Raw genomic sequence first — 13,914 nt, 5'->3', positions numbered from 1 at the left:
GTTTACGACATCTGGGTGATCCGCTGCAGCGCACCGGACCCGGTGAAATTGCCGTCTAAAGCATCGGTACCGGATGATGATGACGTGACATATGATGATGAAGTGCCGCCAGGCATCGAAATCGTCGAGGATCCGTCCGCAGTCGAAGACCCACAATAGAAATCGGCCTCTACGGTCAGGGCATTTCTCAGCATTTTCTTGAACTCCGCACGCGGCACTTCGTAAAGGCCGAACTGTTCAAGGTGCGGATTGTGGAATTGCGCGTCCAGCAGAACATATCCTCCCGTCAGTAAACGCGCGACAAGATGCACCAGTGCGATCTTGGAGGCGTCGGTCGCGCGGGAAAACATACTCTCCCCAAAGAACGCGCCGCCGACAGAGACGCCATAAAGGCCGCCAACAAGATCTTCGCCGTCCCAGCACTCGATGGAGTGGGCGTGCCCCTCACGATGCAGGGCGCTGTACAGGTTCAGGATTGGGGAGTTGATCCATGTGCTCTCGCGTCCTGCCGTGCTCTCGGCGCACATTTCCATGACGCGCGTAAAGGCCTGGTCAGCGGTGACAGTGAACGGATCCTGCTTCACGGTCCGGGCAAGCCGCTTTGGCACATGAAAGCCCTTGAGCGGGATGATCCCGCGCATGTCCGGATCAACCAGGAAAAGGTTCGGATCATTGCGAGCATCTCCCATCGGGAAGACGCCACGCCTGTAGCAGGCTAGCAGATCAGACGTACCAAAGCGTGAAGACATGGCTTCATATGTGAGGGCGGACACTCAGATGTCCACCCTCCAAAATGATGCTGCTGGCATTGGGCTGCAGCAGGATTACTCGCCAGCCTCTTTTGCGTCAGCAAGGAATTTTTCCAGCCAGTGGATATTGTACTCACCGGCCAGAACGTCTTCGTTTTCAACCAGCCTGCGGTGCAGGTCCAGCGTAGTGAAGACGCCGCCGACGACCATCTCGGACAGGGCGCGGCGCAAGCGCATAAGGCACTCACGACGGGTACGGCCATGCACGATCAGCTTGCCGATCAGCGAGTCGTAATGCGGCGGAATGCGATAGCCTGCATAGGCAGCGCTATCGAGGCGAACATCGGGGCCGCCAGGGGCGTGGAAGTCCGTGATCAGGCCGGGTGACGGAATGAATGTCTCCGGATGCTCGGCATTGATCCGGCACTCAATCGCGTGACCCACCAGCATGACGTCTTCCTGGCGGAATGACAGTTCCTTGCCTTCGGCGATGCGGATCTGTTCGCGCACCAAGTCGATGCCCGTGATCATCTCCGTAACGGGGTGCTCTACCTGAAGGCGGGTGTTCATTTCGATGAAGTAGAACTTGCCGTCCTCATAGAGGAATTCGATGGTGCCGGCGCCGCGATAGCCCAGCTTTTCCATCGCGCGGGCAACGATGCCGCCGATTTCTTCGCGCTGCGCCTGATTGAGAGCAGGCGATGGGGCTTCCTCAAAGACCTTCTGGTTGCGGCGCTGCAGAGAGCAGTCCCGTTCCCACAAGTGTGCGACGTTGCCATGCGTATCGGCAATGACCTGCACTTCGATGTGACGTGGCCCCTGAAGGTATTTTTCCAGATATACGGCATCATCACCGAAGGCAGCTTTCGCCTCGGTCTTTGCAGTGCGGACAGCGTTTTCCAGGTCGCCCTCTGTCATGGCCAGCTTCATGCCGCGGCCACCGCCGCCAGCTGAGGCCTTTACCAGAACAGGGAAGCCGATCTTCTTGGCCGCTTTCTTGGCCTCGGCAATGCTTGAAAGAGCGCCTTCAGAGCCTGGCACACAGGGGACGCCAGCCTCGATCATGGCCTGCTTAGCCGCAATCTTGTCGCCCATGATGCGGATATGCTCAGCAGTCGGGCCGATAAAGGCCAGACCGTGTGCTTCGACCATCTCGGCGAACTGGGCGTTCTCTGACAGGAAGCCATAGCCGGGGTGGATCGCATCTGCGCCGGTAATCTCGGCAGCGGCCAGGATCTGCGACTTCTTCAGATAGCTTTGCGAGGAAGGCGCCGGGCCGATGCAGACACTCTCGTCAGCCAGGCGAACCGCCATGGCATCCTTGTCTGCTTCGGAATGGACCACGACCGTAGACAGCCCCATTTCCTTGCATGCGCGGTGAATTCTCAAGGCAATCTCGCCGCGATTAGCGATGAGAACCTTCTTGATGACAGGTTGCTCGGCCATATTACTCGATCAGTATCAGAGCTTCGCCATATTCGACTGGCTGGGCGTCGGTAACATAAATCTCTTTAACGACACCCGCCTTGTCGGACTCGACCGGGTTGAAGGTCTTCATGGCTTCAACCAGCATCAGGGTATCGCCTTTTTTCACCTTGTCGCCTACGGAGACGAAGGCTTTCGCGCCCGGCTCAGGTGACAGGTAGGCTGTGCCGACCATGGGGGATTTGATGGCATTGTCGGAGGCAGCAGGCGCAGCTGCTTCAGCTGTCGGGGCGCTCGCGGCTGCCGCAGCAGGGGCGGCGGGCGCTGCTGCCGGGGCAGGCGCGTAAGCGGCGGCCTGAACGACCGGCGCGGCAGGCTTGCTAACGCGAATGCGAAGGCCCTCATGCTCAACTTCGAGTTCGCCGAGGTCAGCTTCACGCAGGATGGCTGCGAGTTCCCGGACGAGGCCGGTATCCAGCTTGTTCTTTGTCGTACTCATGAAATATCAGGTCTCTTTCTGGCCCAGAAGGGTCTTAACCGCCAAAAGCGCCAGCTCATAGCCATAGGCACCCAGGCCCGCAATCGTGGCCTTCACAGCGGGGGAAACATAATTCACCTGACGAAACGCATCGCGCGCCGCCGGATTTGATAGATGAACTTCTATAACCGGTACCGTACAGGCCTTGAGTGCATCATGCACTGCAATTGAGGTATGCGTATATGCAGCTGCGTTCAGGATAATGGCTGAGCCTTTGGCCGAGCCTTCCTGAATCCAGCTTACCAACTCACCCTCGTGATTCGTCTGACGGGTTTCCAGCGGAAGCTCGCCTGCCAGCACTCTCAGCCGTGTGTGGATGTCTTCCAACGTGTCGCGGCCATAAATCTCCGGCTCACGTGAGCCGAGAAGGTTGAGGTTGGGGCCTCCAAGTACATATACCGGTTTAGACATAGTGTCCGTCTTGCTCTGTATCGCCTGGCAAGGCAAGGGGCAGATGAACGGAGAAAACTCGAATGCTGGTTACAGTCAATGGCGAGACGCGCTCAGTAGAGCCCGGGACGACGATTGCGATGCTTGTTACGCAACTGGCAGGCGAGTCAGGCAAGGATCAGCGCGGAATTGCAATCGAGCGCAATCTTGAGATCGTCCCCAAATCCGAACATGCCAGCACGGTCATCGAAGAGGGTGACCGGATCGAGCTTGTCCAGTTCGTGGGTGGGGGCTAGGCCTCTAAACTGGCAAGATATCGCTCCACTCTATTTCCTACCAGACCAAGGTTAGACCTTTGACAGATTCCCTTACCATTGCCGGCAAAACCTATAATTCCCGCCTGATTGTCGGGACCGGAAAGTATAAATCCTACCAGCAGAATGCCGATGCGGCACGTGCCGCCGGTGCCGAGATTGTCACGGTCGCGCTACGCCGCGTGAATCTCTCTGACCCAGATCAGGAGCGGCTGACGGATTTCGTCAAACCGGACGAGTTCACCTATCTGCCCAACACGGCTGGGTGCTACACGGCGGACGAAGCTGTTCGCACGCTGCGCCTGGCGCGCGAGGCGGGCGGTTGGAATCTGGTGAAGCTGGAAGTGCTGGCAGACCAGAAAACGCTTTATCCGAACATGCCGGAGACGCTCGAAGCGGCCAAGGCCCTGATCGCCGATGGCTTTGAGGTGATGGTGTACTGCTCGGATGATCCGGTCTACGCGAAGATGCTTGAGGACGCTGGGTGTTGCGCGATCATGCCGCTTGGCAGCCTGATTGGTTCCGGTCTTGGAATCATGAACCCGGTGAATATTCGCCTCATCGTGGAGCAGACACGTGTCCCGGTGATCGTGGATGCAGGTGTCGGTACGGCGTCTGACGCGGCCATGGCGATGGAACTTGGCTGTGACGGCGTGCTGATGAACACGGCTATCGCCGCCGCCAAGGATCCGATCCTTATGGCCAGCGCCATGAAGCATGCGGTGATTGCAGGCCGTGAAGCCTACCTCGCCGGTCGCATGCCCAAGAAGATGTATGCTGATCCAAGCTCCCCACTTGCCGGGCTGATCTGATCAGAAGACGGCCAGTAACACGTAAATCAGCGAGCACATCGCAAAACCGACAACACTGATCAGGGTTGTGGAGACCGTCCATGTGCGGAGCGTTTCGCCCGGGGTGATTCCGAAGATCCGCCCGACCAGCCAGAAACCGCTATCATTCACATGACTGGCTGTGCTGGCCCCGGCGGCGATGGCGATTGTCAGGAGCCCCAATTGCGGTGGGGTCAGCGGCGCAGCAATCAGTAGGGGCGCAGTCAGCCCGGCTGATGTGATCATGGCGACGGTCGCGCTACCCTGGGCAAGGCGCAGGATGACCGCCAGCACATAGCCTGTCAGAAGCGCGCCAAAGCCTACGCTTAGTGCAGCATCCGCAATCTGGGTGCCTGCGCCGGTGTCCACCAAAACCTGCTTGAATGCCCCGCCAGCGCCCGTGACGAGGATAACGGCGCCTGTTGGCTCAAAAGCCTTGGCCATGGCGTCCGACATCAGTTTTCGGCTCTCCGGTGTCGCGGGATAGAGCAGGACCCATGTTGCGCCACAGGCAATCAGCAGCGCGCTGAAAGGGTGTCCCGTGACCGCCAGAATGTATCGCAAGGGTCCGGCCGGTAGCAGCTCCGCGAGCGTCCCCAGCAGGATCAGCGCCAGAGGCAGCACAATAAGAAACACGGCGCGGCCAAACCGGTCTGTAGATGCTGCCGGGTCTGCGGGCTCTACAGTTTCGAAGTCGAACTCTGAGTCGCCTTCCGGGAGCAGGCTTTGCCGTTCAAGAAACACGGCGAGCAGCGGCCCTGAGACAGCCAGAGCCACTGTGCCACAGATCGCCCCGAACAGGATCACCCAGCCCAGTTGCGCACCCAGCAATTCGGCAATTGCGACGGGTCCCGGTGTGGGCGGTAGAAAGGCATGGCCCACAGCCAGACCTGCCATCAGGGGCAGACCAAGCGCCAGAGGCGCGCGGGATTTGGCGTGCGCCATTGTCAGGATCAATGGCGCCAGAATGATCAATCCCACATCAAAGAAGACAGGCGTGGAGGCCAGAAGGGCGATGCCCGCGACTTGCCATTGGTTCGTCCTGAAGCTCGCTGTGTTGGAGAGCTTTGACGCGAGCGCCTGAAGCGCGCCGGAGGCCTGCAGGATTGCGCCGAACAAGGCACCGAGGCCGATGATCGTCGCAATGAAGCCCAGTGTGCCCCCCATGCCGCTTGTGATTGTCGCAAAGGACTGATCGGGTGTCAGCCCAGCGGCAAGGGCGCTGAAAATGCTGATCAGCAGCAAGGCGGCAAACGCATTCAATCTTGCTTTCAGGATCAGGACCAGCAGGGCTGCAATCCCAAGCCCTGCCGCGATGAGAGGCTGGTAGGCCTGAAGGCTCTCGATCAGCTCCATCCCAGCCCGCGTGTTCTCGTCCGGATACGCATCAATGTGTCATGCGCCGTCAGGTAAAGGGTTCGTCCGTCAGGATCACCGAAGCAGCAATTGGCGGTTGCCTTGCCGGTCTTGATGCGCGCAAGCGGTATGCCGTCAGCAGACAGGATGAAAACGCCGCCGGGGCCGGTTGTGAAAATGTGGCCTGTCTCGTCAATGGCGAGGCCATCCGGCAGGCCCGGAGCGTCCTCTGCCATATAGGGCGCTGCATCGAAAAGGAGTTCCGGTTCCGTGCCACCCAGTCCCATCCGCAGCAGGTGAGCAGCATCCGGATCAGACTGTGTGACATATAGCGTTGTCTCATCCGGTGAGAGCGCCACGCCGTTCGGGAACGTCATTGTACTGATGACGCGAGTCAGGCTACCATCAGGCGAGAAGCGATAGACGCCATTGGCATCCTGGGCCTTTAATGGAGAGTCATTCATACCTTCCAGCCCGTAGGGCGGATCCGTAAAGAACAGCGTTCCGTCTGACGCTTCGACAACATCGTTCGGACTATTCAGCGGCTTGCCATCATATGCGCTTACCAGAGTTGTGCGTTGTTTGGTGTCTATGTCCATCGACTGCACGGCCCGTCGGCCGTGATTGCAGATCAGGAGGCGGCCATCATGACTGATCGCCAAGCCATTCGCGCCGGGCTCCCGAAAGCCATTTGTCTCGTCCGCTGGCGCGCCCGACGGGCGCAGGAAAACCGTCGCGCCTTCATCTTCGGTCCACTTCCAGCAAGTATTCTCTGGAACATCCGAGAAGTACAAGCATCGGCGCTTTCTGTCCCAGACGGGACCTTCGCTCCAGGTATAGCCGGAGGCTAGAACGTCCAGCCTTGCCCCTGGACTGATCAGGTCTCGCGCAGACTTGTCCAGGATTTCGACATCCAGGGATTTCTGCAAGGAAGGCAGGTGCGGCATGGCGCAGGCCGAAGCGAGTCCGGTGCCAGCAGCAGAGGCGAGAAACAGTCTGCGTGTGTAGGTCATTCGATGCGCGTCCTTGTCGAAAGGGCACTTGCCGGTGTGCCGGTTATCGTTTGCTGGGTCAGCGTAATCTCGGTGCTACTGCGTATATCAGCAGCTGAGGCCCCGACCACAAATTCCAGTTTACCCGGCTCGACAACCCAGCCTTGTCCGCTTTTGTAGATCGCGGCCTGATCCGGGCTGAGTGTAAAGGTGAGCGTTCTTGTTTCTCCAGCCGGAATGTTGACGCGCTGGAACCCGCGCAACTCACGCTTCGGCCGGGCAATACTGGCATATGGGTCACGCATGTAGAGCTGAATGACTTCGTCCGCATCCATCTTACCGGTATTGGTAACCGGAATGCTTAGAATGATGTCTTCTCCTGTCTGTACTGTACTGGCCGCCGCGTTCAGCTCTCCATACTCAAACTGTGAATAGCTGAGACCATGCCCGAATTGGAAGAGCGGCGTGATCGGAATATCCATGAACCTATTGGTATCCTTTGTGAGGTCAGGATCCGCCGGGCGACCACCAGGATATTCTGAATAGGTGTGCGGTACAGCACCTGTCCGTCTCGGGAATTCTATAGGCAGGCGTCCTGCAGGCGATGTCTTGCCCCAGATTACGTCTGCCAACGCGTTGCCGGCTTCGACGCCCAGCATCCAGGTGTTCAGTACGGCGTCTGCCTGAGCGGCCTCGCTCTCAATGGCCAGCGGACGCCCCGTGACCAGAATGATCGTGACAGGTTTGCCGGTGGCGAACATCGCCTCCGCCAGCGCTGCCTGATTGCGAGGCAAGGTAATGTCGGACCGGCTGCGCGCCTCACCGGAAAGGTCATAGTCCTCACCGATGACGAGCAGAATACGGTCAGCCGCTGAGGCGGTTGCTATTGCTGTGTCGAGGGTCGCCTCTCCATCGCCCTTTGGAAAAGCCCCTGCCGCATAGGTGATCCGTGTGCCTTCAGGCGCATTCTGCTTCAATCCGTCCAGAAGCGAGACCACATCTTCAGGCTTGCCCTGTGCGCGCCATGACCCCAGCTGGGTCATCTTGTCTTCAGCAAGTCCGCCAATCACGGCAATGGTTTGCGGTGAGCTGGACAGGGGCAGGGCGCCGTTCTTGTTCTTCAGTAGTACCATGGCGCGCGTGGCGGCTTTACGAGCGGCCTGGCGGTGTTGCGGGCTGAGTAATGTCTCTTTTTCCCGCTGGGCATCATGATAGGCCATGGGCGCATCAAATAGGCCGAGACGCTCCTTGGCCGTCAGAATGCGTGCCACTGCGGCATCCAGGTCCTGCATAAGGCAGTCATCAGCCTGCACCGCATTTCGGATATCTGCGGGCAGAACATTGCTGGTCATGTCCATGTCGACGCCCGCTTTAAGCGCCAGCACGCCGGCTTCTTCCCGTGTCGCGGCCACGCCATGATTCATCAGCTCTGCAATAGCGTTCCAGTCCGAGACGATCATCCCGTCAAAGCCCCACTTTTCGCGCAACAGGCCGTCGATCAAGGTTTCATTCGCCGTCGTCGGTACGCCAGCAATATCATTGAAAGCCGTCATCATGGAGCCTGTGCCAGCACGCGTCGCCGCATAGAATGGCGGCATGTAGATTTCCATCAGGCTCTGCTCGCTGATGTCAGCGCTGCCATAGTCACGTCCGCCTGTCGGCGCGCCATAGGCGCCGAAATGCTTGGTTGTGGCAAGGATGGTTTCGGGAGAAGAGAGGTCCGTGCCCTGATAGCCCTCGACCTGTGCTTTGGCCATGCGCGCCCCAAGATAGGGATCTGCTCCAGCCCCTTCGACGATCCGTCCCCAGCGCGGGTCACGGGCAATATCGACCATCGGCGCGAAGGTCCAGTGCAGGCCAGCGGCCGAGGATTCGTCAGCAGAGATTGCTGCAGCCTGTTTCCAGTCTTCCGGATCCCAGGTGGCGGCCATCGCGATCGGTACCGGGAAAATGGTACGGTAGCCGTGAACCACATCCATGGCGAAGAGTAGGGGGATGCCTAGTCGACTTTCCTCTACCGCCACTCTCTGAAGCTCTCCCAGGGGCTCCGCTCCGGCGACATGCAAATAAGAGCCGATCTCGCCCCGGCGGACCTTTTCCAGTTCTTCAGGTGTCAGTTTGGAATTCAGGGATTTGCTGCGCCCTCCAGCGGCCTGATTCAGCTGACCGAGTTTCTCGTCCAATGTCATTTGGGCGATCAGATCTTTTACCCTCGTGCTGGCCGTCGTCAGGCTGTCGATGGGCTTGCAGGCTTCCGGGGGCACTTCTGTCGGCGTGGCTTCGGCAACCGATTCGGTTGTTTGCGGGGAAGGGGTGGCACAGGAACTGCCGACCAGCGCAAAGCCCAGCCCCATCAGAACTAAAGGCAAACGCAAGCGTATCCGGCTATCGGTCATGTATAATCCTCCCCATGGTCGCGCATTTTTGCGTACGTGTTTCAGGGGGAGTTTTGTTCGCCTGAACAACGTTGTCAACGCTAACATGAAAACGGTTACAGGCTTGGATGTGACAAGGCAGGGTAGGATATCAATCTGCATTGATTGGGAAAGTGGCGGAGAGGAAGGGATTCGAACCCTCGATACGCGTTAACGTATACGCCCTTAGCAGGGGCGCGCCTTCAGCCACTCGGCCACCTCTCCAGCGCGGAAATAGCGGTCTAGTGAAAGCCTAACCTGATCGCAAGCCCTGTTACCCCGTGAGACGGGAAAATGTTCACTCCGAGCTGCAAGAAAGCGGAGGTCGGGCAGATTTCTCTAGCCATTTCAAGCTACGCCATATTGCCGCTATGTGAACTGGCCGTGTGGCAGGCTTGAAGACATGTGATAAAATATGCCTCTAAACTCCCGATAAAGAGGCAGGCGATCACGATGACAGAGTATTTCAAGCCGGTTCCATTCTCCTTGTTCCGCCAGGACAAGAAAGCGTTTGGCGACGCGTTGTGCCAGTCTTTTCGGGAAACCGGTTTTGCCGTCGTCTCGGAGCACACGGTCGACCAGGGCATCATTGATCGCAATCTGGCGGCAACCAAGGCCTTCTTCGACCTGCCTGAAGAGGTGAAAGCCCAATATGATGGCCGCGAGGGCGGCGGCCAGCGTGGCTATACCGCATTCGGCACCGAAAACGCCAAGGGCAACGCCTATGCCGACCTGAAAGAGTTCTGGCACACAGGCCGGGATCTGCCCGCAGACAGCCCGTATCGCGCGACCATGACGGATACGCCCTCTGTGCCTGAAGTCGCGTCCTTCGATGACAGCACGCGCGCGCTTTACAATGCGCTTGATGAGATGGGCCGCCAGATCCTGGAAGGGGTCGCGCTGCATCTGGGCCTCTCGGAAGGCTGGTTCGATGACAAGGTCAATTTTGGCAATTCCATTCTGCGTCTGCTGCACTATCCGCCGCAGATGAGCCCGCCGCCGGAAGGCACTGTGAGGGCAGGGGCGCATGAAGACATCAATGTCATCACCTTGCTGCTGGGCGCGGAAGAGGCGGGCCTGCAGGCGCTACACCGCTCTGGCAAGTGGCTGGACGTGAACCCGCCTGAGGGCGCGCTGGTGATCAATTGCGGAGACATGCTGCAACGGCTCACGGCGGGCGTGCTGCCGTCGACCACGCACCGTGTGCTGAACCCGACGCCGGAACGCGCCAAATTTCCGCGCTATTCGACACCCTTCTTCCTGCACTTCAATCAGGACTATCTGATAGATCCGCTGCCGGGCTGCGTCGCTGAAGGTGGCAAGGCCGAGCCAGCAATTACGGCTCAGGACTATCTGATGGAGCGTTTGAGAGAGATCGGCCTCGTCAAAGCCTGAATTGATCGCCTTTAGGGCGCACATGCTGGAAAATCAGATCAAGGGCGGTCGCAACGCCGTCCTCTTTGGCCATGTCCTTGGCAAGTTTCGCGGCATTCACGCGTAACGCCGTATTTGATACCGCATCTGTGATGGACGCCGCGAGCCTGTCTGCCGTCAGCTTCTTGCGAGGAACTGGCCTTGCGCCGACGCCCAGTTCTTCACTCAGTCTCGCCCAGCCAGGCTGATCCCCGAAGAAGGGGCAGACCACGCAAGGTACGCCTGCGCGAAAGCCCTCTGCAGTCGTGCCTGCGCCGCCATGATGCACCACAGCAGACATTTTCGGGAACAGCCAATCATAGGCTGTGGGGCCGATTGCGATGACTTCGTCAGATGTCTCAATTTTCAGATCTGCCCATCCGGAACCAATGATACCGCGCACGCCGGCCTGTTTCAGCGCCCCCGTCACGATGTGGGCAAGTTGCTCCGGGTCTGAACTCGTCATGCTGCCAAAGCCGACAAAGACTGGAGGCGGTCCAGCCTCCAGAAATCTTGTCAGATCCTCTGAGGGCGTAAAATCGGTCTCTTTCTTGAGGAACCAGTATCCAGTGATGTGGGCATGATCCGGCCAGTCATCCGGGCGTTTCAGAACCGATGGGCTGATCGCGTGAAGGATGGGAATGGAGCCGCGCCCTTGGGGGAAGAGAACCTGAGCCGAGGAGCGCACAGGCGGCAGGCCCAGACTGCTTTCCCGAAAATGGTTTACACTCTTGCGCTGTGCGGCAAAGCCCTTGCTGACCAGTGTATAGGTCAACCAATTGTATCCCGGCAGAGACAGCGAGGGCAGGCCCATGGCCGGGAACTCCCGCGTCGGAACTATCATCGGCTGCAGCAGTCCAAGGAAGGCCGGGATGCCCAGTTTCTCTGCAATGTGTGGTGCACCGAATTGCTTGGAATGGAAGACGATGAAGTCAGGAGAGCAGGCCTGTGCGGCGTCCCAGCTGTCTGCGATCATTTGCTCCGTGAGGGGAGCAGACTTTTTGGCAAGACCCATTCCTGCGGCCATGCGCTTGAAAACACTGACGCCACCTTCCAGCATCATTTTGCCATCTGGAGAGTCGATCAGTGCCAGAGGGGCATCCGACATAGGGAAGCATGTGATGCCTGCTTGCTCGATCCACTCCTGATAGCGTTTCGATGTGGCCAGAGTTACGTCCGCACCGAAAGACTTTAGCCGCTGAGCCAGTGCTAGAAAGGGCTCCACATCGCCACGGGTTCCATAGGTGCAGAGCAATCCGCGCAGTTGGCTCATTGGTCCACGCTCTCTTGGTAACGCATGACCTTTTCGATAGGCGTATATCGCCGAAACTTCAATGCAATAGAGTGGAAGCCACTATTCGGTTGGGGGCATTGCGCCGACCTTGTGGTATTTCATGACGCCCTCAATTTCATTGAAGATTTTCGGATCATCCACCGTGGCTGGCATGGCCCAATCTTCTCCATCTGCGATCTTGCGTATCGTTGCGCGCAGGATCTTGCCGGAGCGTGTTTTGGGAAGGCGGCCCACCGTCATCACCTTCCTTAGCGAAGCGACCGCGCCGATATGTTCACGGACAAGCTTCACACATTCGGCTTCAATCTGTTCGGAGGGCTCATCAACGCCTGCCTTCAGGATGATGAAGCCAACCGGCACCTGGCCTTTCAAGCTGTCTGCGACGCTAACCACCGCGCACTCCGCTACGGCCGGGTGGGCGGAGAGCACTTCTTCCATACCACCCGTGGAGAGGCGGTGGCCCGCGACATTGATGATATCATCCGTGCGCGCCATGATGTGGAGATAGCCATCCTCGTCCATGTATCCCGCATCAGCGGTTTCATAATAGCCGGGGAAGTTTGCCAGATAGCTATCACGGAAGCGGTCATCATTCTTCCACAGCGTCGGCAGGCATCCGGGGGGAAGGGGCAGCTTTACACAGATTGCGCCAAGGTCTCCGCGCGGCACTTCATGGCCCCCCTCATCCAGAATATGGATTTCATATCCCGGCATCGGCACGGTGGACGATCCGTATTTGACTGGTAAGTGCTCAATGCCCATCGGATTGCCTGCGATCGTCCAGCCGGTTTCCGTCTGCCACCAATGGTCGATGACGGGGATATCCAGAAGTTTCTCCGACCACTGTATGGTATCCGGGTCGGCGCGTTCGCCGGCCAGGAACAGGGTGCGCAGGCTGCTGATGTCGTAATCCTTCAGCAAACTGCCTTGCGGGTCTTCCTTTTTGATCGCGCGCAGAGCTGTCGGCGCGGTGAAAAGGACGGAAATCTTGTGCTCATCAATCATTCGCCAGAAAACACCTGCATCAGGTGTGCCGACGGGTTTGCCTTCGAACATTACTGTGGTGCAGCCCAGCAGTAATGATGCGTATACGATGTAGGAGTGCCCCACGACCCAGCCGACATCGGATGCAGCCCAGAAGACTTCACCCGGCTTCACGCCATAAACGTTCTCCATCGACCATTTCAGCGCCACCATGTGACCGCCAGTATCACGCACGACGCCTTTCGGTTTTCCAGTCGTGCCGGAAGTGTAGAGCACATAAAGCGGATCTGTGGCCGCAACAGCCACGCAGTCAGCGCGCTCACCCCTGGCTGACATATCCTGCATCAGGTCCATCCAGTCAGCATCCCGGTCGTGATCCAGATTTGCCGTCACTTGCTCACGCTGGAAAACGATGCAGGTGTCCGGTTTATGGTGGGAGAGGTTGATCGCCTCATCGACAAGCGGCTTGTACGGGATGATACGGTTCGGCTCGATGCCACAGGACGCGCAGATCATTGCCTTCGGCGTCGCATCATCAATCCGGGTCGCCAGCTCGTGCGGGGCAAAGCCGCCAAAGACCACGGAATGAATGGCGCCAATACGCGCGCAAGCCAGCATGGCAATTGCAGCCTGCGGGATCATCGGCATATAGATCACCACGCGGTCACCCTTGTTGATGCCGCGTGATTGCAACGCCGCAGCAAACGTCGCGACCTCTTCCAGTAACTCTGAATAGGTATAGGTCTTTTGTGCCCCAGTGATCGGACTGTCATAGATTAGGGCGTTCTGCTCACCCCGGCCTGCCTCCACATGACGGTCGAGGCAATTGTAGGCCGTGTTGCATTCGGCACCTGCAAACCAGCGCCCGTAAACGCCTTGGTCAGGATCAAAAACCGCGTCCGCTGGTTTCACCCAGTCTATGGCCTTGGCCGCCTCTGCCCAGAAGGCTTCCGGCGCAGATTTCCATGAAGTGTAGACGTCTTTGTAGCTGGTCATGCATTTCTCCCTTGGCCTCCTATAACAGAGACGGGCAAGGAGAGAGCTGTCCCAAGCGAGGCCTGATCTTAGCTGTTACGCCTGATGCGACACAAGACAATACGCCTTTAGTCTAATCCGGGGTGACAAATGGGTGATTGAAGCCGGATTGGGTAAATCGGTCGCATCTGTCTAGAAGGGAAACAGGGGGAGAGATTGACTTCCCCGGCATAAAGTCCG

12 protein-coding genes and 1 tRNA gene are annotated in these 13,914 nt (G+C 58.4%); 3 read left to right on the top strand and 10 right to left on the bottom strand.

Annotation, left to right across the window (positions count from 1 at the left end):
* Positions 1-2: 2 nt before the first annotated feature.
* The 4 genes from aat to HY29_RS00340 form a co-directional block, all read right to left on the bottom strand.
* Complete coding sequence (gene aat, locus HY29_RS18745; protein WP_081811175.1) at positions 3-749, bottom strand: leucyl/phenylalanyl-tRNA--protein transferase; 747 nt, start codon at positions 747-749, stop codon at positions 3-5.
* A gap of 75 nt (positions 750-824) precedes the next feature.
* Positions 825-2,195, bottom strand: a complete 1,371-nt coding sequence (accC, locus tag HY29_RS00350; protein WP_034789672.1) for an acetyl-CoA carboxylase biotin carboxylase subunit — start codon at positions 2,193-2,195, stop codon at positions 825-827.
* Position 2,196: 1 nt separating this feature from the next.
* Complete coding sequence (gene accB / locus HY29_RS00345) at positions 2,197-2,673, bottom strand: acetyl-CoA carboxylase biotin carboxyl carrier protein (protein WP_034789663.1); 477 nt, start codon at positions 2,671-2,673, stop codon at positions 2,197-2,199.
* A gap of 6 nt (positions 2,674-2,679) precedes the next feature.
* Positions 2,680-3,123, bottom strand: a complete 444-nt coding sequence (locus HY29_RS00340; RefSeq protein WP_034789657.1) for a type II 3-dehydroquinate dehydratase — start codon at positions 3,121-3,123, stop codon at positions 2,680-2,682.
* A 62-nt stretch (positions 3,124-3,185) separates the two neighbouring features.
* Between HY29_RS00340 and thiS the strand changes: the two genes are divergently transcribed.
* Together thiS and HY29_RS00330 are read left to right on the top strand one after the other, a co-directional pair.
* Entirely contained in the window at positions 3,186-3,398 is a 213-nt protein-coding gene (thiS, locus tag HY29_RS00335) for a sulfur carrier protein ThiS (protein ID WP_034789654.1), read from the top strand.
* Positions 3,399-3,457: 59 nt separating this feature from the next.
* Complete coding sequence (locus tag HY29_RS00330; protein WP_155838152.1) at positions 3,458-4,228, top strand: thiazole synthase; 771 nt, start codon at positions 3,458-3,460, stop codon at positions 4,226-4,228.
* On the opposite strand, the gene HY29_RS00325 is transcribed toward HY29_RS00330, so the two are convergent.
* From HY29_RS00325 to HY29_RS00310, 4 genes are all read right to left on the bottom strand, one after another.
* On the bottom strand, positions 4,229-5,602 hold the full coding sequence (locus HY29_RS00325; protein WP_051600960.1) for a GntP family permease: 1,374 nt from the start codon (positions 5,600-5,602) through the stop codon (positions 4,229-4,231).
* Positions 5,593-6,615, bottom strand: a complete 1,023-nt coding sequence (locus HY29_RS00320; protein WP_034789635.1) for an SMP-30/gluconolactonase/LRE family protein — start codon at positions 6,613-6,615, stop codon at positions 5,593-5,595. Before HY29_RS00320 ends, HY29_RS00325 begins: the two co-directional genes overlap by 10 nt.
* On the bottom strand, positions 6,612-8,990 hold the full coding sequence (locus HY29_RS00315; protein ID WP_241765093.1) for a glycoside hydrolase family 3 N-terminal domain-containing protein: 2,379 nt from the start codon (positions 8,988-8,990) through the stop codon (positions 6,612-6,614). The genes HY29_RS00320 and HY29_RS00315 overlap by 4 nt, the downstream gene beginning before the upstream one ends.
* 153 nt (positions 8,991-9,143) lie before the next feature.
* Positions 9,144-9,233, bottom strand: a tRNA-Ser gene (locus tag HY29_RS00310).
* A gap of 228 nt (positions 9,234-9,461) precedes the next feature.
* Between HY29_RS00310 and HY29_RS00305 the strand changes: the two genes are divergently transcribed.
* On the top strand, positions 9,462-10,403 hold the full coding sequence (locus HY29_RS00305) for an isopenicillin N synthase family dioxygenase (protein ID WP_034789619.1): 942 nt from the start codon (positions 9,462-9,464) through the stop codon (positions 10,401-10,403).
* Here the strand turns inward: HY29_RS00305 and HY29_RS00300 are convergent.
* Together HY29_RS00300 and HY29_RS00295 are read right to left on the bottom strand one after the other, a co-directional pair.
* On the bottom strand, positions 10,393-11,694 hold the full coding sequence (locus HY29_RS00300; protein WP_051600959.1) for a glycosyltransferase: 1,302 nt from the start codon (positions 11,692-11,694) through the stop codon (positions 10,393-10,395). The two genes, HY29_RS00305 and HY29_RS00300, sit on opposite strands and share 11 nt — an antisense overlap.
* Before the next feature lie 81 nt (positions 11,695-11,775).
* Positions 11,776-13,695, bottom strand: coding sequence for a propionyl-CoA synthetase (locus HY29_RS00295; protein WP_034789617.1), 1,920 nt, complete (start codon positions 13,693-13,695; stop codon positions 11,776-11,778).
* Between the last annotated feature and the right edge of the window lie 219 nt (positions 13,696-13,914).

The sequence above is a fragment of the Hyphomonas beringensis genome (assembly GCF_000682755.1).
Lineage (GTDB): Bacteria > Pseudomonadota > Alphaproteobacteria > Caulobacterales > Hyphomonadaceae > Hyphomonas > Hyphomonas beringensis.
Note: the sequence above shows the minus strand (reverse complement) of the source record. Positions and strands in the feature narration are given on the sequence as shown.